Origin of the sequence: Caballeronia sp. S22, from assembly GCF_964261745.1 — a bacterium.
In the GTDB taxonomy this organism is placed as follows: domain Bacteria; phylum Pseudomonadota; class Gammaproteobacteria; order Burkholderiales; family Burkholderiaceae; genus Caballeronia; species Caballeronia jiangsuensis.
Window position 1 is genome coordinate 1,065,383 of sequence record NZ_OZ180035.1, and the last position, 24,752, is coordinate 1,090,134.

22 protein-coding genes and 1 tRNA gene are annotated in these 24,752 nt (G+C 62.4%); 18 read left to right on the top strand and 5 right to left on the bottom strand.

Annotation, left to right across the window (positions count from 1 at the left end; translation table 11 throughout):
- Nucleotides 1-19 precede the first annotated feature (19 nt).
- The 3 genes from carB to ACEN42_RS05075 all read left to right on the top strand — a co-directional run bounded on the left by carB (nt 20) and on the right by ACEN42_RS05075 (nt 4,379).
- Nucleotides 20-3,274 carry a carbamoyl-phosphate synthase large subunit gene (gene carB, locus ACEN42_RS05065; RefSeq protein ID WP_187605765.1) on the top strand — a complete coding sequence of 1,085 codons (3,255 nt, stop codon included), beginning with the start codon at nt 20-22 and terminating at the stop codon, nt 3,272-3,274.
- Between the two features lie 113 nt (nt 3,275-3,387).
- Nucleotides 3,388-3,864 carry a transcription elongation factor GreA gene (gene greA, locus ACEN42_RS05070; protein WP_035501637.1) on the top strand — a complete coding sequence of 159 codons (477 nt, stop codon included), beginning with the start codon at nt 3,388-3,390 and terminating at the stop codon, nt 3,862-3,864.
- The gene (locus tag ACEN42_RS05075; RefSeq protein ID WP_371880797.1) at nt 3,864-4,379 is read left to right on the top strand and encodes a DUF4149 domain-containing protein; all 516 of its coding nucleotides are present in this window, start codon (nt 3,864-3,866) and stop codon (nt 4,377-4,379) included. The genes greA and ACEN42_RS05075 overlap by 1 nt, the downstream gene beginning before the upstream one ends.
- A 57-nt stretch (nt 4,380-4,436) precedes the next feature.
- Here ACEN42_RS05075 and ACEN42_RS05080 read toward each other — a convergent pair whose 3' ends face one another.
- Nucleotides 4,437-4,973, bottom strand: a complete 537-nt coding sequence (locus ACEN42_RS05080) for a YhbY family RNA-binding protein (protein ID WP_187605763.1) — start codon at nt 4,971-4,973, stop codon at nt 4,437-4,439.
- 284 nt (nt 4,974-5,257) lie between these two features.
- Between ACEN42_RS05080 and ACEN42_RS05085 the strand changes: the two genes are divergently transcribed.
- The 11 genes from ACEN42_RS05085 (at nt 5,258) to phoR (ending at nt 17,539) form a co-directional block, all read left to right on the top strand.
- On the top strand, nt 5,258-5,920 hold the full coding sequence (locus ACEN42_RS05085) for an RlmE family RNA methyltransferase (protein ID WP_187605762.1): 663 nt from the start codon (nt 5,258-5,260) through the stop codon (nt 5,918-5,920).
- Nucleotides 5,921-6,103: 183 nt separating this feature from the next.
- On the top strand, nt 6,104-7,990 hold the full coding sequence (gene ftsH, locus ACEN42_RS05090; RefSeq protein WP_187605761.1) for an ATP-dependent zinc metalloprotease FtsH: 1,887 nt from the start codon (nt 6,104-6,106) through the stop codon (nt 7,988-7,990).
- Nucleotides 7,991-8,249: 259 nt separating this feature from the next.
- Nucleotides 8,250-9,050, top strand: coding sequence for a dihydropteroate synthase (folP, locus tag ACEN42_RS05095; RefSeq protein ID WP_371881067.1), 801 nt, complete (start codon nt 8,250-8,252; stop codon nt 9,048-9,050).
- 111 nt (nt 9,051-9,161) lie between these two features.
- Complete coding sequence (gene glmM, locus ACEN42_RS05100) at nt 9,162-10,523, top strand: phosphoglucosamine mutase (protein WP_187605759.1); 1,362 nt, start codon at nt 9,162-9,164, stop codon at nt 10,521-10,523.
- A 224-nt stretch (nt 10,524-10,747) separates the two neighbouring features.
- Nucleotides 10,748-11,779 (top strand): phosphate ABC transporter substrate-binding protein PstS, encoded by a 1,032-nt coding sequence (pstS, locus tag ACEN42_RS05105; protein ID WP_187605758.1) that lies wholly within the window; start codon nt 10,748-10,750, stop codon nt 11,777-11,779.
- 125 nt (nt 11,780-11,904) lie between these two features.
- Nucleotides 11,905-12,888: a phosphate ABC transporter permease PstC gene (pstC, locus tag ACEN42_RS05110; protein ID WP_371880798.1), complete on the top strand. Its 984-nt coding sequence runs from the start codon at nt 11,905-11,907 to the stop codon at nt 12,886-12,888.
- Complete coding sequence (gene pstA / locus ACEN42_RS05115) at nt 12,888-13,775, top strand: phosphate ABC transporter permease PstA (protein WP_371880799.1); 888 nt, start codon at nt 12,888-12,890, stop codon at nt 13,773-13,775. Before pstC ends, pstA begins: the two co-directional genes overlap by 1 nt.
- 15 nt (nt 13,776-13,790) lie before the next feature.
- Nucleotides 13,791-14,666 carry a phosphate ABC transporter ATP-binding protein PstB gene (pstB, locus tag ACEN42_RS05120; protein ID WP_035501627.1) on the top strand — a complete coding sequence of 292 codons (876 nt, stop codon included), beginning with the start codon at nt 13,791-13,793 and terminating at the stop codon, nt 14,664-14,666.
- A gap of 39 nt (nt 14,667-14,705) precedes the next feature.
- Nucleotides 14,706-15,410: a phosphate signaling complex protein PhoU gene (gene phoU, locus ACEN42_RS05125; RefSeq protein WP_035501626.1), complete on the top strand. Its 705-nt coding sequence runs from the start codon at nt 14,706-14,708 to the stop codon at nt 15,408-15,410.
- Between the two features lie 50 nt (nt 15,411-15,460).
- Entirely contained in the window at nt 15,461-16,162 is a 702-nt protein-coding gene (phoB, locus tag ACEN42_RS05130; protein ID WP_035501625.1) for a phosphate regulon transcriptional regulator PhoB, read from the top strand.
- Between the two features lie 63 nt (nt 16,163-16,225).
- Entirely contained in the window at nt 16,226-17,539 is a 1,314-nt protein-coding gene (gene phoR, locus ACEN42_RS05135) for a phosphate regulon sensor histidine kinase PhoR (RefSeq protein WP_371880800.1), read from the top strand.
- Between the two features lie 685 nt (nt 17,540-18,224).
- Here phoR and ppk1 read toward each other — a convergent pair.
- Complete coding sequence (gene ppk1, locus ACEN42_RS05140; protein ID WP_035510828.1) at nt 18,225-20,288, bottom strand: polyphosphate kinase 1; 2,064 nt, start codon at nt 20,286-20,288, stop codon at nt 18,225-18,227.
- A 268-nt stretch (nt 20,289-20,556) separates the two neighbouring features.
- On the opposite strand from ppk1, the gene ppx reads away from it, so the two are divergent.
- The gene (gene ppx / locus ACEN42_RS05145; protein ID WP_250483856.1) at nt 20,557-22,068 is read left to right on the top strand and encodes an exopolyphosphatase; all 1,512 of its coding nucleotides are present in this window, start codon (nt 20,557-20,559) and stop codon (nt 22,066-22,068) included.
- Nucleotides 22,069-22,118: 50 nt separating this feature from the next.
- Here the strand turns inward: ppx and ACEN42_RS05150 are convergent, their stop codons facing one another.
- Nucleotides 22,119-22,943: a GNAT family N-acetyltransferase gene (locus ACEN42_RS05150; RefSeq protein WP_187605755.1), complete on the bottom strand. Its 825-nt coding sequence runs from the start codon at nt 22,941-22,943 to the stop codon at nt 22,119-22,121.
- 141 nt (nt 22,944-23,084) lie between these two features.
- Nucleotides 23,085-23,543, bottom strand: coding sequence for a histidine phosphatase family protein (locus ACEN42_RS05155; protein WP_238215383.1), 459 nt, complete (start codon nt 23,541-23,543; stop codon nt 23,085-23,087).
- A 106-nt stretch (nt 23,544-23,649) separates the two neighbouring features.
- On the opposite strand from ACEN42_RS05155, the gene ACEN42_RS05160 reads away from it, so the two are divergent.
- From ACEN42_RS05160 to ACEN42_RS05170, 3 genes are all read left to right on the top strand, one after another.
- Nucleotides 23,650-23,726: transfer RNA gene (locus tag ACEN42_RS05160), tRNA-Pro, on the top strand.
- 70 nt (nt 23,727-23,796) lie between these two features.
- Nucleotides 23,797-23,970: a hypothetical protein gene (locus ACEN42_RS05165; RefSeq protein ID WP_187605753.1), complete on the top strand. Its 174-nt coding sequence runs from the start codon at nt 23,797-23,799 to the stop codon at nt 23,968-23,970.
- A gap of 306 nt (nt 23,971-24,276) precedes the next feature.
- Nucleotides 24,277-24,420, top strand: coding sequence for a hypothetical protein (locus ACEN42_RS05170; RefSeq protein WP_187605752.1), 144 nt, complete (start codon nt 24,277-24,279; stop codon nt 24,418-24,420).
- Nucleotides 24,421-24,431: 11 nt separating this feature from the next.
- Here the strand turns inward: ACEN42_RS05170 and ACEN42_RS05175 are convergent, their stop codons facing one another.
- Nucleotides 24,432-24,752, bottom strand: a complete 321-nt coding sequence (locus ACEN42_RS05175) for a hypothetical protein (protein ID WP_035510821.1) — start codon at nt 24,750-24,752, stop codon at nt 24,432-24,434.

A 24,752-nucleotide genomic window follows, 5' to 3' on the forward strand; every position in this document is an offset into this window, starting at 1 on the left:
ATATATATCGAGAGCAGTTATGCCGAAGCGCACAGACATCAAGAGCATCCTCATCATCGGCGCGGGTCCGATCATCATCGGCCAGGCGTGCGAGTTCGATTATTCGGGCGCGCAAGCCTGTAAAGCGCTGCGTGAGGAAGGCTACAAGGTCATCCTCGTCAACAGCAATCCGGCGACGATCATGACCGATCCGAACACGGCCGACGTCACCTACATCGAGCCGATTTCGTGGGAAGTGGTCGAGCGCATCATCGCGAAGGAGCGCCCGGATGCGATCCTGCCGACCATGGGCGGACAGACCGCGCTCAATTGCGCGCTCGACCTGTTCCATCACGGCGTGCTGGAGAAGTACAACGTCGAACTGATCGGCGCATCGCCCGAAGCGATCGACAAGGCGGAAGACCGCCAGAAGTTCAAGGACGCGATGACGAAGATCGGCCTCGGTTCGGCCAAGTCGGGCATCGCGCATTCGATGGAAGAAGCGCTCGCCGTGCAGGCGCAGATCGCCGAGGCGACGGGCAGCGGCGGTTATCCGACCGTCATTCGTCCTTCGTTCACGCTGGGCGGCTCGGGCGGCGGCATCGCGTACAACAAGGATGAGTTCGAAGAAATCTGCCGTCGTGGCCTCGATCTTTCGCCGACGCGCGAACTGCTGATCGAAGAATCGCTGCTTGGCTGGAAAGAGTACGAGATGGAAGTCGTCCGCGATAAGAAGGACAACTGCATCATCGTGTGCTCGATCGAAAACCTCGACCCGATGGGCGTGCACACGGGCGATTCGATCACCGTCGCGCCCGCGCAGACGCTCACCGACAAGGAATATCAAGTGCTGCGTAACGCGTCGCTTGCGGTGTTGCGCGAGATCGGCGTCGATACGGGCGGCTCGAACGTGCAGTTCGCCATCAACCCTGTCGATGGCCGCATGGTCGTCATCGAGATGAACCCGCGCGTGTCGCGCTCGTCGGCGCTGGCATCGAAGGCGACGGGCTTCCCGATCGCGAAGGTCGCCGCGAAGCTCGCGTGCGGCTACACGCTCGACGAGCTCAAGAACGAAATCACCGGCGGACAGACGCCCGCATCGTTCGAGCCGACGATCGACTACGTCGTGACGAAGGTGCCGCGCTTCGCGTTCGAAAAATTCCGCGAAGCCGATTCGCGCCTGACGACGCAGATGAAGTCCGTCGGCGAAGTGATGGCGATGGGCCGCACGTTCCAGGAGTCGTTCCAGAAGGCGCTGCGCGGTCTGGAAGTGGGCGTCGATGGTCTCGATGAAAAGACCGCGAGCCGCGACGAAGTCATCCGCGAAATCGGCGAGCCGGGCCCGGATCGTATCTGGTATCTCGGCGACGCGTTCCGTCTCGGCCTCACGATGGAAGAGATCTTCGAAGAGACGTCGATCGATCCCTGGTTCCTCGCGCAGATCGAACAGATCATCCTGAAGGAAAAGGCGCTCGAAGGCCGCACGCTCGCGAGCCTCACGCGAGACGAACTGCTGTATCTGAAGAAGAGCGGCTTCTCGGATCGCCGTCTGGCGAAGCTGACGGGCTCGACGCAGGACGATGTGCGCAAGAAGCGCCACGAACTGAAAGTGCGTCCGGTCTACAAGCGAGTGGACACGTGCGCGGCCGAGTTCGCGACAAAGACCGCCTACATGTACTCGACCTACGAGGAAGAGTGCGAAGCGAATCCCACGGACAAGAAGAAGATCATGGTGCTCGGCGGCGGCCCGAACCGGATCGGGCAGGGCATCGAGTTCGACTATTGCTGCGTGCATGCCGCGCTCGCGATGCGCGAGGACGGCTATGAAACCATCATGGTCAACTGCAACCCGGAAACCGTGTCGACCGACTACGACACGTCCGATCGTCTGTACTTCGAATCGCTGACGCTGGAAGACGTGCTCGAGATCGTCGATCTCGAAAAGCCGGTCGGCGTGATCGTGCAGTACGGCGGACAGACGCCGCTCAAGCTCGCGCTCGATCTCGAAGCGAACGGTGTGCCGATCATCGGCACGTCGCCGGACATGATCGATGCCGCCGAAGACCGCGAACGCTTCCAGCAGCTTCTGAAAGATCTCGACCTGCGCCAGCCGCCGAACCGCACGGCGCGCGCCGAAGATGAAGCGTTGAAGCTCGCGGAAGAGATCGGCTATCCGCTCGTGGTGCGTCCGTCCTACGTGCTGGGCGGCCGCGCGATGGAAATCGTCCACGAGCCGCGCGATCTCGAACGTTACATGCGCGAGGCCGTGAAGGTATCGAACGACTCGCCGGTGCTGCTCGACCGCTTCCTCAACGACGCGATCGAATGCGACGTCGACTGCATCTCCGACGGCGATGACGTGTTCATCGGCGGCGTCATGGAGCACATCGAACAGGCGGGCGTGCACTCGGGCGACTCGGCCTGCTCGCTGCCGCCGTATTCGTTGTCGAAGGAAACCGTCGACGAGCTGAAGCGGCAAACCGCCGCGATGGCGAAAGCGCTGAACGTCGTCGGCCTGATGAACGTGCAGTTCGCGATTCAGCAAGTACCGCAAGACGATGGTTCGAAGAAGGACGTCATCTACGTGCTGGAAGTGAACCCGCGCGCATCGCGCACGGTGCCGTACGTATCGAAGGCGACGGGCCTGCCGCTCGCGAAGATCGCCGCGCGCGCGATGGTCGGTCAGAAATTGAAGCAGCAAGGCGTGACGAAGGAAGTCATTCCGCCGTACTTCAGCGTGAAGGAAGCCGTGTTCCCGTTCGTCAAGTTCCCGGCGGTCGATCCGGTGCTCGGACCCGAGATGCGTTCGACCGGCGAAGTGATGGGCGTGGGCCGCACCTTCGGCGAGGCGCTCTTCAAGTCGCAACTCGCGGCCGGCTCGCGTCTGCCGGAATCGGGCACGGTGCTGCTGACGGTGATGGACGCGGACAAGCCGAAGGCCGTCGAAGTCGCGCAGATGCTGCACGAACTCGGCTATCCGATCGTCGCGACCAAGGGCACGGCGGCCGCGATCGCGGCGGCGGGCGTGCCGGTGAAGGTCGTGAACAAGGTGAAGGACGGCCGTCCGCACATCGTCGACATGATCAAGAACGGCGAGATCGCGCTCGTATTCACGACCGTCGATGAAACGCGCGCCGCCATCGCCGATTCGCGTTCGATCCGCATGAGCGCGCAGGCCAACAAGGTCACGTACTACACGACCATGTCGGGCGCGCGCGCGGCCGTCGAGGGCCTGCGTTATCTCCGCGATCTGGAAGTCTATGATTTACAAGGGCTGCATGCTCGCCTAAACTAAGGCTTCGATTACAAGTCTAAGCATCACGAGCCGCGGTTAAGCGGCGTCTCCTTTGATCGGGAGATGCGCTTAACCGCGGTAATTTTTTTGACGAAATTGTTTGTGAGTGGTCTATGAGCACGATTCCTTTGACGAAGCGCGGCGCGGAGTTGCTGCGCGACGAATTGCAACGCCTGAAGGCCGTGGAGCGTCCGGCGGTCATCACTGCGATCGCGGAGGCCCGCGCACAAGGCGACCTGTCGGAAAACGCGGAATACGACGCCGCAAAAGAAAAGCAGGGATTCATCGAGGGCCGCATCGCCGAGATCGAGTCGAAGCTCGCCGCCGCACAAGTGATCGACCCGACGCAGGTCGAGGCCGAAGGCCGCGTGGTGTTCGGTGCGACCGTCGAACTGGAGGATCTGGAGTCGGGCGACATGGTGACGTATCAGATCGTCGGCGATGACGAAGCGAATATCGATCACGGTCTCATCTCGGTGAGCTCGCCGATCGCGCGCGCGCTCATCGCGAAATCGGAAGGCGACGTGGCGTCGGTGCAGGCACCGAGCGGCGCGCGCGAATACGAAATCATCGCGGTACGTTACGTCTGATGGAGCACCGGCTCTTTCGCACCATCAGCATGGTCTGGGTCGGCAGCTTGCTGACCCTGGGCCTCGTCGCCGCGCCCGTCCTTTTCTCGATGCTCGACCGTACGTCGGCGGGCTCGGTGGCGGCGCAACTCTTCAGGATCGAAGCGATCATCGGCGTAGTCAGCGCGCTCGTGCTGATTCTGATCGGCAATCGCTTCGTGAAAAGCGGCATCGTTGACTACAAGCGCGTTCGGTGGATCGTCGCGGTGATGCTTCTGTGCGTGCTGGTCGGCTACTTCGCGCTGCAGCCGTTTATGAACTCGCTGCGCATGGCCGCGCAGGAAGCGGGCACCGATCTCGCGAGCTCTCCGTATGCGAAGGAGTTCGGCGTGCTGCACGGCGTATCGAGCGCGATCTATCTGATCGAATGCCTGTTCGGCATCGCGCTGGTGTGGCGCCTGCCGGGTGCGGCGCCGGTCAAGGTCGTGCCAAAGGGCAACTCGGCCAAGGTGGCGGCGAAACGAGCGCGCAGCTGAATCGCAGTAATTACGGAACGGCGCGTGCGTTATATCGGCAACGCACGCGCCGTTCGATCATTTCACGGCTTGATGCTGGCGCTTCGAGCCGGTCTGACGCTTCTTCGCGCGCTTCACGTTGCCGCCGGCCGTCACGCGTTCGTTGCCCAGCACTTTCAGCGTGGTCTTCTTCGGCTTCTTGAAGGCGGGCGCATCGCGCGTGATCTTCACAGCCTTGACGGTGCGAGGCGCGCGACCCTTGGTCGAATGTTCGGCAGCTTCGCCCGCGCTCGGCGGCATCGTGCTGCGCGTGCGGGTGGCGCTTCTTTTCGGCGCGGCGCCCTCGGGTCTCCAGATCACGAGCAGCTTGCCGATATGCTGGATGGGCGCGGCGTTCAGGCGATCGCAGATTTCGTCGTAGACCTCGACGCGCGCTTCGCGCTCGTCGCCGAATACGCGAACCTTGATGAGCTGGTGCGCTTCGAGGTGGACGTTGATCTCTTTCAGCACGGCATCGGTCAGACCCTCCGCGCCGACGAGCACGACGGGCTTGAGCGCATGGGCCTGGGAGCGCAGATCGGCGCGCTCGGCGGGGGAGAGTTTAAGAGCTGGCATGAGAAATTTGGGACTCGACTAAAATGTGGGCGGCGTGAGGTGAGCTCGCGAGGCGGTTTGAACACGCTGAAGCGAAAGCGCATGGCTTCGCGCCGGATCTGCGGCGCATCGATCGCGCCACCGCCCACCAGAAACAGAACAGGCCGGATGCCGGGTTTCGGCGCACGTTAGCGTCCGAGGGCCGGTCCGGCCGACAAGACGCGTATTATCCGCTAAAAGCATCGCGCGATGCAGCAAAATCCGCACCGGGCGCGCTGTCAGCGCGCCACATGAGCTCAGTTTGAATGGCAAAGAACCGTTTTAATCATTCGTGGTTGCACGACCACATCAACGATCCTTACGTGAAGATGGCGCAGCGCGAGGGCTACCGCGCGCGCGCCGCGTACAAGTTGAAGGAGATCGACGAGCAGGACAAGCTCATCAAGCCGGGGCAGGTCATCGTCGATCTCGGCTCGACGCCCGGCAGCTGGAGCCAGTACGCGCGCAACAAGCTCGCGCAGGGCGCGAAGCGGGATGCCGAACGCGAGGGCGGCATCGACGGCACGATCATCGCGCTGGATATTCTGCCGATGGACCCGATTGCGGACGTCACGTTCATTCAGGGCGACTTCCGCGAGGACGAGGTGCTCGCGCAACTCGCTGAAATCGTCGGCGAGCGTCAAGTGGACCTTGTAATTTCCGACATGGCCCCCAACCTCTCTGGCGTAGCGAGTGCGGATGCGGCGCGCATCGAGCATCTCTGCGATCTGGCGCTGGAGTTCGCGCAGAGCCATCTGAAACCGGAAGGTGCGTTGCTGGTCAAATGTTTTCACGGCAGCGGTTACAGTCAGATCGTCGAAAAGTTCAAGCAGCAGTTCAAAGTGGTGGCGCCGCGCAAGCCGAAGGCCTCTCGCGACAAATCGTCGGAGACGTTTATTCTCGGGCGGCGGCTCAAGCACCCGAACTGAAAGGCCCGCAACCAATTTGGCGAAAATCGGCGATATTCGCGCGGATAATGTCGAAAAAGGCCTGTCTGCCGATATTTGTGCGGTAGATAAACCTTATGGCAGGGGTTAGCGGTCTGGATTAGAATGCTTTAGTGGCGTCGCAAGGTTTATGTAGGCGCCCGTCTATGAGTGAGGAGTGGTGCTTTGAACAACAATATGTTCTCTAAAGCGGCAGTGTGGCTCGTGATCGCACTGGTGCTGTTTACGGTGTTCAAGCAGTTCGATAAGCCCCGCGTCCAGGAAGGTGTGTCCTATTCGCAGTTCATGGACGACGCGAAGAACGGCAAGGTCAAGAATGTCACCGTTCAAGGGCGCAATCTGACGGTCACTCCGGCAGACGGCCAGAAGTATCAGATCGTGTCGCCCGGCGACATCTGGATGGTCGGCGATTTGATGAAATACGGCGTTCAGGTCAGCGGCAAGGCTGACGATGAACCGAATGCGCTCGTCTCCGCGCTGTACTACCTCGGACCCACGATCCTGATCATCGGGTTCTGGTTCTACATGATGAGGCAGATGCAGGGGGGCGGCAAAGGCGGGGCGTTTTCGTTCGGGAAGTCGCGAGCGCGGCTGATCGACGAGAACAACAACGCAATCAATTTCACCGACGTCGCGGGTTGCGACGAAGCCAAGGAAGAAGTCTCGGAGCTGGTGGACTTCCTGCGCGATCCGCAGAAATTCCAGAAGCTGGGCGGGCGCATACCACGCGGTGTGCTGCTGGTCGGCCCTCCGGGTACAGGTAAGACGCTGCTGGCGCGCGCCATCGCGGGTGAAGCGAAGGTGCCGTTCTTCAGCATCTCGGGTTCGGACTTCGTGGAAATGTTCGTCGGTGTTGGCGCGGCGCGTGTGCGCGACATGTTCGAGCAGGCGAAGAAGCATGCGCCGTGTATCGTGTTCATCGACGAAATCGACGCGGTCGGTCGTCATCGCGGCGCCGGCATGGGTGGCGGCAACGACGAGCGCGAGCAGACGCTGAACCAGATGCTGGTCGAGATGGACGGCTTCGAGGCGAACTCGGGCGTCATCGTGATCGCGGCGACGAACCGTTCGGACGTGCTCGATAAAGCGCTGCTTCGTCCGGGCCGTTTCGACCGTCAGGTGTACGTCGGTCTGCCGGATATCCGCGGCCGCGAGCACATCATGAAGGTGCACCTGCGCAAGGTGCCGATTGCGAACGACGTGGACGCATCTGTCATCGCGCGCGGCACGCCGGGCTTCTCGGGCGCGGATCTCGCAAACCTCGTGAACGAAGCGGCACTGTTCGCGGCGCGTCGTGGCAAGCGCATTGTCGAGATGCAGGACTTCGAGGACGCGAAGGACAAGATTTTCATGGGTCCGGAGCGCAAGTCGGCGGTCATGCGTGAAGAAGAGCGTCGCAATACGGCTTATCACGAGTCCGGCCACGCAGTGGTGGCGAAGTTGCTCCCCCACGCTGATCCGGTGCACAAGGTCACGATCATGCCGCGCGGTTGGGCGCTTGGCGTTACCTGGCAGTTGCCGGAGCATGATCGCGTGAATCTGTATCGCGACAAGATGCTCGAGGAAATCGCGATCCTGTTCGGCGGCCGCGCGGCGGAAGAAGTGTTCCTGAACTCGATGTCGACGGGCGCTTCGAACGACTTCGAGCGCGCGACAAAGATGGCGCGCGATATGGTCACGCGTTACGGCATGTCGGATGTGCTCGGCACGATGGTCTACGTCGACACGGAAGACAACGGCATGTTCGGCAAGATGGGCGCGAAGTCGGTGTCCGAAGCTACGCAGCAGAAGGTCGATGCGGAAATTCGCCGCATCCTCGACGAGCAATACGCGCTCGCCCGCAGGCTGCTGGAAGACAATCGCGCCAGGGTCGATGCGATGACCAAGGCACTGCTCGAATGGGAAACCATCGACGCAGACCAGATCAGCGACATCATGGCGGATCGCCCGCCGCGTCCGCCAAAGAACCTGCCGCCTCCGTCCGGCGATACGCCGCCGGGTGGCAGCAGCGGCACCGAGGTCAAGCCGGGCAACGCGCCGGCAACGGCCTAAGTTCTCTGCGTCCGTTCATGGGCCGGTGTGCATTGCACGCCGGCCCATTTTGACTTTACGGCCCCGGTTTTAATGAGATGCTGAACCACGCGCCGCACAATGCGGGTTCGTTTCGAATTCCATCGCGGGCAAGAGCCGCTTTCCATTTCTCTTTCTCCGCTTCGTTCCTACTCGCTTGACCACGCCGATCTCATCCTCGCTTCCCGCCGCGCCGCTTCAGTGCGGCCGCTTCACGCTGACCTTCGAACGTCCGCTCGTCATGGGCATTCTCAACGTTACGCCGGATTCGTTCTCGGACGGCGGCCGTTTCGTCTCGCGCGATGCCGCGCTCGCGCGCGCCGAGCAGATGCTTGCCGATGGCGCCGACATGATCGATATCGGTGGTGAATCCACGCGTCCTGGCGCGCCGCCCGTGCCGCTCGACGAGGAACTCGAGCGCGTCGTGCCGATCGTCGAGGCGCTGCGCGCCATGCGAGTGCCGCTTTCCGTCGATACCTACAAGCCTGCCGTGATGCGCGCCGTGCTCGAAGCCGGCGCGGACATGATCAACGATATCTGGGGCCTGCGCCGGGAAGGCGCGCTCGACGCCGTGAAGGACAGCAATTGCGGGCTATGCGTGATGCACATGCTCGGCGAGCCGCGCACGATGCAGCTCCACGATCCGGTTTACGAGGACGTCGTGGCCGACGTGCGCGCGTTCTTCGCGGAGCGCGTCGCCACGCTCGCGCACGCGGGCATCGCGGCTGCGCGCGTCAGTCTCGATCCGGGCTTCGGGTTCGGGAAGACTGTCGAGCATAATTACGCGTTGCTCGCGCATCTCACGGGCACGTTGCCAGCCGGGGCGAATTTACCGTTGCTCGCGGGCATGTCGCGCAAGTCGATGCTCGGCGCGGTCACCGGACGCGGCGCCGGCGAGCGGCTCGCGGCAAGCGTCGCCGGTGCGGTTTGTGCGGCAGAGCGGGGAGCGGCGATCATTCGGGTGCACGACGTCGCGGAGACCGTCGATGCGCTGAAAGTCTGGCAGGCCACAAAGAATGCTGCCCGGAATGGGCATCATTGACACTGGCCTCATTCATCAGGAATTAGGCGCAGGCGCGCGCCGATAGAACTCATCAACTAAAAATCGCGGTCTGATAACAAGCGCCCTACGGCCGCGAGGAGGGTCAGCACAATGGCACGTCAATACTTTGGAACAGACGGCATCCGCGGTCGCGTCGGCGTCGCGCCGATCACGCCGGATTTCGTACTCAAGCTCGGCTACGCGGCGGGCAAGGTGCTGGCGGGCGCCGACCGCGCCCAGCAGAAGAAGGGCAATCGCCCGACGGTGCTGATCGGCAAGGACACGCGCGTGTCGGGCTATATGCTCGAAGCCGCGCTGGAGTCGGGCTTCTCGGCGGCGGGCGTCGATGTCATGCTGGCCGGCCCGATGCCGACGCCGGGCGTCGCATATCTGACGCGCGCGTTGCGCCTGTCGGCGGGCGTCGTGATCAGCGCGTCGCACAATCCGTACAACGACAACGGCATCAAGTTCTTCTCCGCCGACGGCAACAAGCTGCCCGACGAAGTCGAGCTCGAAATCGAGCGCCAGCTCGAACAGCCGATGGAATGCGCGCCGTCCGAGCGCCTCGGCAAGGCGCGGCGTCTCGACGACGCGGGCGGACGCTACATCGAATTCTGCAAGAGCACCTTTCCGGCGAACTTCGACCTGCGCGGACTGAAGCTCGTGGTCGATTGCGCGCACGGCGCCGCGTACGACGTCGCGCCGCACGTGTTCCATGAACTCGGCGCGGAAGTCGTGTCGATCGGGGCGTCGCCTAACGGCTTCAACATCAACGACGGCGTCGGCGCTACCGCACCCGAGGCTCTCGTGCGCGCCGTGCTGGAGCACAAGGCCGATCTGGGCATCGCGCTCGATGGCGACGCGGACCGCTTGCAGATCGTCGATTCGACGGGCCGTCTCTATAACGGCGACGAGCTGCTCTACGTGCTGGTCAAGGACCGCATCGCGACCGATGGCAAGGTGGAAGGAGCCGTCGGCACACTGATGACCAACATGGCCGTCGAAGTGGCGCTGAAGGAAGCCGGCGTGCAGTTCGTCCGTGCGGCCGTCGGCGACCGCTACGTGCTCGAAAAGCTGCGCGAAAACGGCTGGCTGCTGGGCGCGGAAGGCTCGGGTCATATCCTGTCGCTCGACCGTCACTCCACCGGCGACGGCATCGTCTCGGCGCTCCTCGTGCTCGCGGCGATCCAGCGCAGCGGCAAGTCGCTCGCCGATTTGCTGCACGGCGTGAGCCTGTTCCCGCAAAAGCTCATCAACGTGCGCATGAACGCGGGCGCGAACTGGAAGACGAGCGATGCGATCCGGCGCGCGGTCGAACAAGCCGAGCATTCCCTCCAATCGCACGGCCGGGTCTTGATTCGCGCGTCGGGAACGGAGCCGGTCTTGCGCGTGATGGTCGAAGCGTCGGCGCAGAAGGATGCGGTTCGGTACGCGGAAACGATTGCGCAAGTGGTGAAAGAAGCGACTTCGTAGGCGTTTACTGAAACTCGTCACATTCTTCTAAAAGCGGGCTGCGGCCCGCTTTTTTATTTGCATCGGCGCCTTGACAAATCGGGCGTGATCAAACTTTCAGCACGTAAGCGGAATGACATGCTGGCTTCACAGTAATTCATATTACTGTCACAGACTCCTCCTATATTTCGCGGTGTCGTCTCACACGCATACACGACACACGCTCACAAACCCTGGAGGTTTCAATGAAATTGATGCAAACCGCGCTGGCCGGCGTTATTGGCGCCCTGTTCGCCATCTCCGCGCAAGCCGCCGACATCACCGGCGCGGGTTCTACCTTCGCAGCTCCGATCTACACGAAGTGGGCAGACGCCTACCAAAAGACCGGCGGTGGCAAGGTGAACTACCAAGGCATCGGCTCGTCGGGCGGTATCAAGCAAATCATCGCGAAGACGGTGGATTTCGCGGGCTCGGACGCTCCGCTGAAAGATGAAGAACTCGCGAAGGACGGCCTGTTCCAGTTCCCGACGGTGGTCGGCGGCGTCGTGCCGGTGATCAACGTGCCGGGCGTGAAGGCTGGCGAAGTGACGCTGTCGGGTCAGGTGCTTGGCGACATCTACCTGGGCAAGATCAAGAAGTGGAACGACCCGGCGATCGCCGCGCTGAACCCGAAGGCCAAGCTGCCGGATACGGACATCGCCGTGGTCCGCCGCGCTGACGGCTCGGGCACCAGCTTCATCTGGACGAACTATCTGTCGAAGGTCAACCCCGAGTGGAAGTCGAAGGTCGGCGAAGGCTCGACGGTGAACTGGCCGACGGGCACGGGCGGCAAGGGCAACGACGGCGTCGCGGCCTTCGTGCAGCGTCTGCCGGGCGCGATCGGCTACGTCGAGTGGGCGTACGCGAAGCAGAACAAGATGACCTACGTCGGCATGAAGAACTCGGCCGGCACGATCGTCGAGCCGAAGACGGACACGTTCAAGGCAGCCGCCGCCGGTGCGGACTGGTCGAAGTCGTTCTACCAGATCCTCACGAACGAGCCGGGCCAGAACGCATGGCCGATCGTCGGCGCGACTTTCGTGCTGCTGCACGCGACGCAGGAGAAGCCGGCGCAAGGCACGGAAACGCTGAAGTTCTTCGACTGGGCATTCAAGAACGGCGGTCAGGCCGCCAACGATCTCGACTACATCTCGCTGCCTGATTCGGTCGTCGCCGAAATCAAGTCGCAATGGAAGGCGAAGGTCAAGGATGGTTCGGGCAAGTCGGTTGCCGAGTAAGCGCAGTACTCATAGCTGGAAACTGTCCTAAGCTTCTGAAGCCCGGACGGTCTGTAACAAAGAAAGCCGCGCGGCGGGCCGGAAGGCTGCCGCGCGGTCTGACACGTAGCGAAACCAAGGCTCCCATGTCGGACATCAACTTAACGTCGGCGGTGCCGGCAGCGCACACGCAGCGCGCGCCCAGCCGTCTCGGCGACATCATTTTCGGCGGCGTGACGCGGCTCGCAGCCGTGATCACGCTGCTTTTGCTTGGCGGCATCATCGTTTCGCTGCTCGTCGCCTCGATGCCGACCATCCAGAAGTTCGGCCTCTCGTTCCTGTGGCGCTCGGAGTGGGATCCGCCCAGCGAGACGTTCGGCGCGCTCGTGCCGATCTACGGCACCATCGCGACCTCGATCATCGCGCTCATCATCGCGGTGCCGGTGAGCTTCGGCATCGCGCTCTTCCTGACGGAACTGTCGCCCGCTTGGCTGCGCCGCCCGCTCGGCGTCGCGATCGAACTGCTCGCGGCGATTCCGTCGATCGTCTATGGCATGTGGGGCCTGCTCGTGTTCGCGCCGATCTTCGCGCAATACTTCGAGAAGCCGCTCGGCCATCTGCTCGGCGACGTGCCCGTCATCGGCATGTTCTTCCAGGGCGCGCCGATCGGCATCGGCATCCTGTGTGCGGGCGTAATTCTCGCGATCATGATCATCCCGTACATCGCGTCCGTGATGCGCGATGTGTTCGAAGTCACGCCCGTGCTGCTGAAGGAATCGGCGTACGGCATCGGCTGCACGACCTGGGAAGTGATGTGGAAGATCGTGCTGCCCTATACGCGCGCCGGCGTGATCGGCGGCGTCATGCTCGGCCTCGGCCGCGCGCTCGGTGAAACGATGGCCGTCACGTTCGTCATCGGCAACACGAACCTGCTCGACAACGTGTCGCTCTTTTCGCCCGGCAACAGCATCACCTCGGCGCTTGCCAACGAGTTCGCGGAAGCGAGCCCGGGCCTGCATACCTCGGCGCTGATGGAACTCGGTCTGATTCTCTTCGTGATCACGTTCTTCGTGCTCGCGCTCTCGAAGCTGATGCTTCTGCGCATGGAACGCGGGGAGGGCCGTAAATAATGAGCCGTCCCGCTACGTTCAACCAGGATCCGGATCGCGTGCAGGCCACGCGCAAGAAGCTGCAGAGCCGCCGCCGCGGCACCAATGCGCTCGCGCTGACGCTCTCGCTCGCCGCGATGGCCTTCGGCCTCATCTGGCTCGTCTGGATTCTCTACACGACGCTCAAGCTCGGCATCGGCGGATTGTCGGTCGATCTTTTCACACAGTCGACGCCCCCGCCGAACACCGATGGCGGCGGTCTCGCCAACGCGATCGTCGGCAGCCTGCTGCTCGTCGTGCTCGCGACGTTCGTCGGCACGCCGCTCGGCATTCTCGCGGGCGTGTATCTCGCGGAATACGGCCAGAAGCGCTGGCTCGCGAGCGTGACGCGCTTCATCAACGACATCCTGCTGTCGGCGCCTTCGATCGTCGTCGGTCTGTTCGTGTATGCGATCGTCGTCGCCAGGATGGGCCGCTTCTCGGGCTGGGCCGGCGTGATCGCGCTGGCGCTGTTGCAGATTCCGATCGTGATCCGCACGACCGAAAACATGCTGAAGCTCGTGCCGAACGCATTGCGTGAAGCCGCGTTCGCACTCGGCACGCCGAAGTGGAAGATGGTGATGTCGATCACGCTGAAGGCGTCGGTCGGCGGCATCGTGACCGGCGTGCTGCTGGCGATCGCGCGTATCGCCGGCGAAACCGCGCCGCTGCTTTTCACGGCGCTGTCGAATCAATTTTTCTCGTGGGACATGAATCAGCCGGTGGCCAACCTGCCGGTGACGATCTACAAGTTCGCGATGAGTCCGTTCCCGCAGTGGCAATCGCTCGCGTGGGCCGGTGTGTTCCTGATTACGCTCGGCGTGCTGGGTCTGAATATCCTGGCGCGTGCGATCTTCTCGAAGAAATAAGGGCGGAGTGATTCCATGAATATGGTCGAAAGTGGTGTCAACCACCTGAATCCGAAGGCTGACGCAAAGCCGGTCGAGCGTGGCCCGGTGCCGGGCAGCGTGCGTCCGACGCACGCCTCGCAGCCTGCCGATTCCATCAAGCCGAAGATCGAGGTGAAGAACCTCAACTTCTTCTACAACAAGTATCACGCGCTGAAGAACATCAACCTGCGCATTCCGGAGAAGAAGGTGACGGCCTTCATCGGTCCGTCGGGTTGCGGCAAGTCCACGCTTCTGCGCACGTTCAACAAGATGTACGCGCTTTATCCGGAGCAGCGCGCCGAAGGCGAAATCCTGATGGACGGCGCCAATCTGCTCGATACGACGAAAGACATCTCGCTCCTGCGCGCGCGAGTGGGCATGGTGTTCCAGAAGCCGACGCCGTTTCCGATGTCGATCTACGACAACATCGCGTTCGGCGTGAAGATGTTCGAGCAGCTCTCGCGCTCGGAGATGGACGATCGCGTCGAATGGGCGCTCACGAAAGCGGCGCTCTGGACCGAAGTGAAGGACAAGCTGCAACAGAGCGGCTATGGTCTGTCGGGCGGCCAGCAGCAGCGTCTTTGCATTGCGCGCGGCATCGCGATCCGCCCGGAAGTGCTGCTGCTCGACGAGCCGTGCTCCGCGCTCGACCCGATTTCGACGGGCCGTATCGAAGAGCTGATCGCCGAACTGAAAAGCGATTACACGGTTGTCATAGTCACTCACAACATGCAGCAGGCGGCGCGCTGTTCGGACTACACTGCCTACATGTACCTCGGTGAATTGATCGAGTTCGGCGATACCGAAAAGATCTTCATCAAGCCGGCCCGCAAGGAAACGGAAGATTACATCACGGGCCGCTTCGGCTGATCGTCAGCCAGGTCAAACAGAAAGGCTTAAGGAGCATATATGTCCGATAAACACCTCTCGAGCCAGTTCGACGCCGACCTCAACGCAGTGTCGTCGAAGGTGCTGGAAATGGGCGGTCTGGTCGAGTCGCAGATCATCAACGCGATGCAGGCGCTGAACGAATTCGACATCGGCATCGCGGATCAGGTGATCGCGGCCGAAGCGCGCCTGAACACGATGGAAGTCGAGATCGACGAGGACTGCAGCAACATCATCGCGCGCCGTCAGCCGGCTGCGCGCGACCTGCGTCTGCTCATGGCGATCTCGAAGACGATCACGAACCTCGAGCGCGCCGGCGACGAAGCCGAGAAGATCGCGAAGCGTGTGAAGCGCATCAACGAAGACGGCGCGGGGCGCACGGTGAATATCGCCGAGATCAAGCTGTCGGGCGAGATGGCGGTGTCGATCCTGCGCCGCGCGCTCGACGCGTTCGCGCGTCTCGACACGGTGGCGGCCGCGCAGATCGTGCGCGACGACAAGGCCATCGACGATGAATTCCGCGCCTTCGTGCGCAAGCTCGTGACCTACATGATGGAAGATCCGCGCACGATTTCCGCGGGACTCGACTATCTGTTCATCGCGAAGGCGGTGGAGCGCATCGGCGATCACGCGAAGAACATCGCCGAGTTCATCATCTATATCGTGAAGGGCACGGACGTGCGCCATATCTCGCGCGACCAGCTCGAGCGCGAAGCGCTCAGCTGAGCGTCGGGCGCGCAATCGTTTTAACTCAAGCAAAAGGTCAAGAGGTGCCGATGCCCAGCAGTATCCTCGTCGTCGAAGACGAACCCGCGATCTCCGAACTGATTTCGGTGAATCTTCAGCATGCGGGACATTGCCCGATCCGCGCATACAACGCGGAGCAGGCGCAAAACCTGATCAGCGACGTGCTGCCCGATCTCGTGCTGCTCGACTGGATGTTGCCCGGCAAGTCGGGCATCTCGTTCGCGCGCGACCTGCGCAACAACGAGCGCACGAAGCACATCCCGATCATCATGCTGACTGCGCGCGGCGACGAGCAGGACAAGGTGCTCGGCCTCGAGATCGGCGCGGACGATTACGTCACGAAGCCTTTCTCGCCGAAGGAACTGATGGCGCGCATCAAGGCGGTTCTGCGCCGCCGCGCGCCGCAGCTGACGGAAGACGTAGTCGCGATCAACGGCCTGCGCCTCGATCCGGCGACGCATCGCGTGGCGGCGAGTCATTCGGGCAACGACATCAAGCTCGATCTCGGCCCGACCGAGTTCCGTCTGCTGCATTTCTTCATGACGCATCCGGAGCGCGTGCACAGCCGCACGCAGTTGCTGGATCAGGTCTGGGGCGATCACGTGTTCGTCGAAGAGCGCACGGTCGATGTGCACATCAAGCGTCTGCGCGCCGCGCTCAAGCCGGCGGGCTGCGATGCTATGATCGAAACGGTGCGCGGCAGCGGATACCGGCTTGCGAAGAGCGCCTGAGTTCGCGGCTGGCGTCATCCGCTTTAACGTTCCGCATCAACGTCACTCAGACTCACCGACAACATGAACATCATCTGGACGCGTGCGATCGTGTCCCTCGCGCTGCTCGCCGCGCTCAGCGCAGCGATCGGCGCACTGGCGGGCGTGCGCATTGCGCTCGCCTTCGCGGTGCTCATGCTGGTCGTGCAGGGCTTCTTCGTCACATATCACATGCAGCGCCTGTGGCGTCTGCTCGAAGCGCCGGTCTACGGCGAAGTGCCGAGCGCGCTCGGCGTCTGGGGCGAAATCTATTACCGCCTGCACAAGCTCGCGAAGCGGTGGCACGCGCAGGTGCGCCAGGTCGAGCAACAGCATGCGCGCTTCATCCAGGCGATCCAGGCTTCGCCGAACGGTGTCGCGATGCTCGACGATCACGATCAGATCGAGTGGTGCAACGCCATCGCCGAAAAGCACTTCGGGCTCGATGCCAAGCGCGACTTGCGCCAGCACATCACGCATCTCGTGCGTCATCCGGATTTCGTCCGCTATCTGAACGCGCACCACTACGAAGAGATGCTCGTGATGCGCGGCATGGGCGTGAATCGCAAGTACACGGTGTCGGTGCAGGTGTTTCCGTACGGCGACCATCGCAAGCTGATTCTCACGCAGGACATCACCGAACTCGAACGCACGGATTCGATGCGGCGCGACTTCGTCGCCAATGTTTCGCATGAACTGAAAACGCCGCTCACGGTGCTTTCCGGCTTCCTCGAAACGATGCGCGAACTGCCGCTCGATGAGGCCGACCGCATGCGCTATCTCGACATGATGGAGCAGCAGGCGTCGCGCATGCAGAACATCGTGCGAGATCTGCTCGTGCTCGCCAATCTGGAAGGCGACATGCGTCCGCCGGGCGACGAACTGCTCGACATGCGTGCCGTGATGCGCCATCTGGAAGACGATGCGAACAATCTGTCGAGCGGGCGGCATCGCATCACGTTTCATAGCGATGATGCGCTGACGATCGCGGGCGCGGAGACTGAGGTGATGAGCGCGCTCGGCAATCTCGTCACGAACGCGGTGCGGTATACGCCGGACGGCGGGACGATTGAAGTGACGTGGCAGCGGATGAAGGATCGCGCGGTGTTCACTGTGCGGGATAGCGGGCTCGGGATTCCGGCCGAGCATATTCCGCGGTTGACCGAGCGGTTCTATCGCGTGGATCGCAGCCGGTCGCGGGATACGGGGGGCACGGGGCTCGGGCTTGCCATCGTCAAGCATGTGTTGCAGCGGCATAATGCCGAGCTCGATGTGAAGAGTGAAGTGGGGAAGGGGAGTATGTTTATCGTGCGGTTTCCGGGGTCGCGGACGGCTTCGAGGAAGTCGCTGGCCGCGTAAGGTTTTTTGGGGGGGGTGTTGCCGGATCCCGTTATCGCGGTGGTCTATTAGCACTGCCCCTCCCCGGGGCGGGGGTCACTTTCTTTGCTGCTGCAAAGAAAGTAACCAAAGAAAGCAGCTTCTCACCGCCCGCGGTCACACGCAGTTTGGCCATGCTTGCCAGCCCGTGGTGGCACTCGCCTAAGTGTCGCCGTCAGAGGCCCAACCGGGCTTGGCTCGCGCACGGTCTGTCGCCTCGCACCGCTTACCTCACTGGTTCAGCACCAAATGGCTCCGGCCCGCTTCGCGGCCGACCGGTCAATCGGGTCGGCGCAGACCTTCTTGCTAAAGCCGCCATCTCATGCACAGCACATGCGCTCCGTTGGTTTCCCTCGCATACCCGGCGGCAGCGCGTAGCGCTGTGCCGAAGCTATTTGGTGCTGAACCAGCGCGCTTAAACATTTGGAGCGGCGGACCGTGCGCGGTCCAAGCCCTTGTCTGCTTGTGGGGGTACTTGCTACTGCCGGGCCATTAGGCCAATCGCCTGTGCCGCGGCCGGTGTGAAGTGCTTAGGCTGGGGATAGCTGTTTCTTTGGTTACTTTCTTTGCAGCAGCAAAGAAAGTGACCCCCGCCCCGGGGAGGGGCAGTGCTAATAAACCGACACGCTAACGGGATCCGGCGACAACAAAAAAACAACAAAAACCATCAAGAACAAAACTTCGCCAGCAATCCCAACTGCGCATTGCGAATAGACTTCCCCGGCCGCCGCTTCCGATAATGCCCATCGCTCTGCATGACCCAGGCCGATTGATTATCGCCGAGACAAACCGACAAGCCCTCGGCAATAACTCGCCGCTTCAACCGCCGATCGCGTATCGGAAACGCCACCTCCACGCGACGGAAAAAGTTTCGATCCATCCAGTCCGCGCTGGAAAGAAACACATCCTCCTTGCCGTTCGCATAAAAATAGAAGATGCGATGATGCTCGAGAAAGCGCCCGACGATCGACCGGACCGTGATGTTCTCCGACAGATCCTCCACGCCAGGCTTGAGCGAACACACTCCTCGCACGATCAGATCGATCTTCACCCCCGCATGCGACGCCTCGTAAAGCGCGGCAATGACCGTAGGCTCCAGCAACGCATTCATCTTCGCGACGATACGCGCACGCCGTCCCGCACGCGCATGTTCGGCCTCGGCGCGAATCGCATCGATGAGCTTGGCGTGCAGCGTGAACGGCGATTGCCATAGCTGATGCAGCGCAATCTCCCCGCCGATGCCGGTCAGTTGCTGAAAGACGTGATGCACGTCCTCGCACATTTCCTGATCCGAAGTCATCAGGCCGAAGTCGGTATAAAGACGCGCCGTGCGCGGATGATAGTTGCCCGTGCCCAGATGCGCGTAACGCTTCAGCACGAGCTTGCCGCCTTGCGACACGCGCCGCACGATCAGCATCATCTTCGCGTGGCACTTGTGGCCGACCACGCCATACACGACATGCGCGCCCACCGCTTCGAGCTGCGACGCCCAATTGATATTCGTCTCTTCGTCGAAACGCGCGAGCAGCTCCACGACCACGGTCACTTCCTTGCCGTTGCGCGCGGCCTGCATGAGCGCGTCCATCAGCGGCGAATCGGTGCCCGTGCGATAGATGGTCTGTTTGATCGCGACGACCTGCGGATCCTTCGCCGCCTGAAGCAGCAACTCCAGCACCGGCTGAAAGCTCTCGTACGGATGATGCAGCAGGATATCGCCCTGATCGATCGCATCGAAGAGATTCGACGTGTTCGCGATCGCCTTCGGCACAGACGGAATATGCGGCACGAACTTGAGGTCCGGGCGGTCGACCATCTCGGGCAACTGCATGAGCCGCACGAGATTGACCGGCCCGTTCACGCGATACAAATCGCGTTCGCTCAACTGGCCTTCATCGAGGAGACGGCGCACGAGATGCGGAGGCGTTTCCGCCGATACTTCCAGACGCACCGCGTTGCCCAGATGACGTGCCGGCAATTCGCCCTGCAGCGCGACGCGCAGATTGGTGATTTCGTCCTCGTCGACGAAAAGCTCGCTGTTACGCGTGATGCGAAACTGATTGCAACTGCGCACGACGAGATGCGGGAACAGCTCGTTCACGAAGTGCTGCATGAACGAACTCAGTAGCACGAAACCATGCGGATAACCCGACAGCGCTTCGGGCATGCGCACGAGTCGCGGCAGCGCGCGCGGCGCCTGGACGATGCCCATCATCGCCTGACGGCCGAAGGCGTCGGTGCCTTCCAGTTCGACGACGAAGTTCAGGCTCTTGTTCAACACGCGCGGAAACGGATGCGCGGGGTCGAGCCCGATCGGCGTCAGCACCGGCAATAGCTCGTTGTGAAAGTATTCGCGCGCCCACGCGTTCTGCTGCTCGGTCCAGTCTTCCGCGCCGTGGAAGTAGATGCCTTCCATTTCGAGCGCAGGCAGCACGATGTCGTGCAGCATCGAGTATTGCTGGCGCACGAGGCGTTGCGCGCGCTCGGAGACGAGATCGTAGACGTGCTGCAGCGACATGCCGTCCGGCGAGAGCGAGCCGGGGTTGTCGCGCATCTGCTCTTGCAGACCCGCCATCCGGACTTCGAAGAATTCGTCGAGGTTGCTGCTGGTGATGCAGATGAAACGCAGGCGTTCCAACAAGGGAACCGTCGTGTCGGCGGCTTGCGCAAGGACGCGCTCGTTGAAACCTAGTATGCCCAGTTCGCGGTTGAATAGCGGATAGCGTATGGACATCGGAGGGAGGGAAGGTGTCTCGATCAGATGGGCAAAGGAACTCTCGGATGCTCTCACAGTATGATGTCTTTTTTAAGACAGAACGAATTTCACAAATTCTACTCACAATGCGGATAGCGTCGCTAGCGCAAAAGCGCGATTCCGGCAAAGACGCGGTTTCGAACGAGTTGGCAAGGGCCGCGGGCCGCGTCGGCATAGAATAGAATTCGTGCGCTGCAACAGCGCCGCTGTGACAGTGCCTTTCCCACTTCACGAATCTGGAACTCCGATGGTCACACATCCCCATCTACTTGCCGCCGTCGACCTCGGATCGAACAGTTTCCGGTTGATCGTCGGACGGGTCGAGGAAACGCCCGCCGGCAGCCAGATCTATCAGGTCGATGCGCTGCGCGAACCCGTGCGGCTCGGCGGCGGCCTGTCGAAGGACAAGATGCTCGACCGCGCATCGCAGGTGCGCGGCTGGGATGCGTTGAAGCGTTTCGGCGAACGTCTGCGCGACTTTCATCCCGATCAGGTGCGTGCCGTCGCCACCAATACGCTGCGCGTCGCGAAGAACGCACACGACTTTCTCGTCGAAGCGGAAGCCGCGCTCGGTTTTCCGATCGAAGTGATCGCGGGGCGCGAGGAAGCGCGCCTCATCTATGCGGGCGCGGCGCATTCGGTGCCGGCAAGCGCAGGCAAACGGCTCGTGGTGGATATCGGCGGCGGCTCGACGGAGTTCATCATCGGCTCGCATTACACGCCGATTCACATGGAAAGTCTCTATATCGGCTGCGTGAGCCATAGCCGCCAGTTCTTCCCGGCGGGCAACGTCGACGAATACACGATGCGTCAGGCCGAACTCGCCGCCAAGCGCGAAATCCAGATCATTTCGAGCGAATACAAGGGCACCGGCTGGGATCAGGCGATCGGCTCGTCGGGCACGGCGCGCGCGCTCGCGGAACTGATCGAGGCGAACGGCTTCAACGACGAAGGCATCACGCACGGCATCTCGCGCGGCGGGCTGGAGAAGCTGAAACGCGCGCTCATCAAGGCCGAGAACGTGAACCGGCTGAAGCTCATCGCGCTGAAGCCCGATCGCGTGCCGGTGTTGGCGGGCGGCCTCTCGATCATGCTGGGCGTGTTCGAGGAACTGGGCATCGAATACGCCGATACGACCGACGCCGCGCTGCGTCTCGGCGTGCTGTACGACCTGCTCGGGCGTTCGCAGCATCAGGACATGCGCACGGTGACGGTCGAAGGCTTCAAGCGCCGTTACGGCGTCGATGCCGCGCAGGCCGAACGCATCGGCGAACTGGCGATCAGCTTTTACGATCAGCTCGGCGAACCCGACGAAGACGTGCGCGAGGAAAACCGCATGTTCCTCGCGTGGGCGGCGTCGCTGCACGAGATCGGCTTGTCGATCGCGCATAGCGCCTATCACAAGCATTCCGCGTATATCACGAGCAACGCCGACATGCCCGGCTTCTCGCGCACCGATCAGGCGCGCCTCGCCGCGCTCGTGCTCGGCCATGCGGGAAAGCTCGGCAAGCTTGCACAGGCGCGCGACGTCGAGTGGACGCTGCTCTTCTGTCTGCGGCTCGCGGCGCTGCTGTCGCGCCGCCGTGCGGATGTCGGGCTGCCCGGCATCGAGGTGAAAAAAGCGGGCGGCGGTTTCGACGTGCATCTGCCGAGCGAATGGGTGACGAACAATCCGCTCACCGATTACAGCCTCGTCCAGGAAGCGATGGAGTGGGAGAAGATCGGCCGGCCGTATCGCGTCGTGTACACAGGCGACTGATGCCACAATGACAAGGCCCCGTCGAGCGGGGCCTTTTTTGTATCGGGGCTTCAGCGGCCCTGCATGTCGCCGATGAAGTGCCGCGCGTAACGCGCGTTGATCTCGGACAGACGAAAGAGCGTGAGGAAGTCGGCCGTGTTGAAATCCGGATCCCAGGCCGGCGCGCCGCAGATTTTCGCGCCCAGGCGCAGATAGCCTTTCACGAGCGGCGGCGGGCTCACGCTGGCGCCCGTGCGCAGTTCTTCGACGGGCAGCGGCGTGTGCGGGAATGCGCGATATTCGGGCGCGGTGAGCGCATCGGGCGGCAGCGAAGTGTAGAGATTCGCGGCGTAGTGCCCGCCGTCGATCATGCCGACGCTCGCGCAGCCGAGCATCGTTTCATAGCCGTTCTGCATCATGTACGCGGCGAGGCCGCCCCACAGCGACATGATCACCGCGCCATTGCGAAAGTCCGGATGCACGCACGACCGGCCCACTTCGACGAGTTTCGGCCGCAGGTGCGTCAGGCGCGACACGTCGAATTCGCTTTCGGCATAAAGACGGCCGATGCGCGCGGCCTGATGCGGCGGCAGCACGCGATACGTGCCGACCACTTGCAACGTGTCGAGATCGCGCACGAGCAGGTGATCGCAATAGGCGTCGAAGGCATCGACGTCGAGCCCCGCGGGGCCGGACAGACGTGCACCCATTTCTTCGGAAAACACGCGGTAGCGCAGGCGTTGCGCGTCGCGCAGCGCGTCTTCGTCACGCGCCCACGTGACTTGCAGGCGCTCGCGGCCCGTGACGGTTTCCGACGTGCGCGGAAGGTGACGGCGCGAATCGAGCGAGAGCGATGACGCTCCGAGTTGCAGGAAAGGCGTCGGCAAATCTTGCATTGGCATTCCTCGACAGGACGTTGCTGTGGCTTCAAGTCCTCGCCAATGTAGTAATGCACGGTGACGCTCGCATGGCATCGCAATGACGTTTCGATGAAACGACACGCGCATGAACGCGAGCTTGCGCCGCCGCTGCCGCGCTCAGAGCAGATCGGGATTGACCACCGCGCGCAGCACGACGTGGCCGTCGCCGCCGCGCGTGCGTCCCTGAAACCACCAGATGCCCGCTTTCTTGATCGACCATTCCGTTTCGTGGCCGGTCATGAGGAGCGCGGCGACACGGCCGAGCGTCGGCTGATGCCCGATCACGACGACCGTCTCCGCGACGCCTTCCGGCCAGCCCGCAGCATCGAGCACGGCCTGTGCGCCGTTGCCCGGCGCGAGCGCGTCGATCACGCGATAGCGGTCGCCGAAGGCTTCCGCGGTCTGGATCGTGCGCGTCGCGGGACTGGCGAGCAACACGGCGTCGTCGCCGACGCGCGCCTTCAGCCATTTCGCGATGCCTTGCGCCTGTTTGCGTCCGCGCGGCGTGAGCTGGCGCGCGAGATCGCTCGACGCCTGATCTTCCGCTTCGGCGTGACGCCAGAGGATGAGGTTCATTGATCGTCTCCGGGTGATGAGGTTCGCTTTCGGATGAACCAGAAAGATGCGTGCCCGCGTTTGGCATTGCGGATGCTCGCGGGCCGCGTTACAATCTGCGGCTCGTCGGAGCGTAGCGCAGCCTGGTAGCGCATCTGATTTGGGATCAGAGGGTCGAAGGTTCGAATCCTTTCGCTCCGACCACGATACACGAAGGGGTTACAAGTTACGGCTTGTAACCCCTTTGTCTTTTCGACGCTCATCCGGGAGTCTCATGCCGCGTATCGTTTTCAACATCGTCTGCGCCGTATTCATCGCGATCGGCTTCGCTGCCTGCGCCGACTCCGCTCATCAGAAGCACGAGCCGCAAGATCCGCCCGACTACAAGGGCGTGCCGACGGACATGACCCCGCCGTCGATGGTCCCCGATCCCGCCAAGCCTCAGTAACCGCCACAAAAGGCGAAGCCCCGATGCGGGCACATCGGGGCTTCTGACCCGCGTCGACTGTTCGCGCTGATATAGTGCGCGGGCTGTCGCCAGTGTAGGAATATCGCCGGCTCATGACTGTATGCGCTTGTTTCGGCGCGTAACGGGATGCAAGCGGGGATGCTAGCCGCTGCCCGGATCAGCGTGTGCCGGCGCACGGATCGAATTCGGGAAACGCTACCTGCCGCACGATTCGGAGGATTCGCTCAAGCGGAATATTTGCCTGGCAAGTATGATTCGAGCAGTGTGTTTCGAAGTGTATCTGTCATGGATCTGCTCTGGGTTTTCGCCGCCGTCGCGCCGCTCGCCGTTGGATCGCTCGTTGCGTTCGCGGCGCATATCGATCCGTTATCCGGGCATTGGCGTACGCCAGGCTCGAACAAGCCGAAAGACGAAACGTTCGACACCTGACGGCGCAGGCGTTACTGCTTGCAGCGAATGACCATCGAGCGGTTCTTGATGTTCGCGCCGAAAATCCCGCCGACAGACCCGCCCGCGGTCGCGCCGTTATCGGCATCCTTCGACACCACGTCGTAGCCGTACGCCCCGCACATTTCGCCCGCCTGCTTGTAGCAGGCCGCCCAAGTTGTGCTCGCATCGCCGCCGCTGCAGTTGATCGCGAAGCCCGTGTCGCCCGAAGGCAGATAGGTCATCGTCGCCGTCTGCGCGCATCCTGCGAGTGCGCCGGTCAAAGCCAGAGCCGCGCCGAGCGCGGCCGTGTGCATCCTCATCGTCAATCTCAT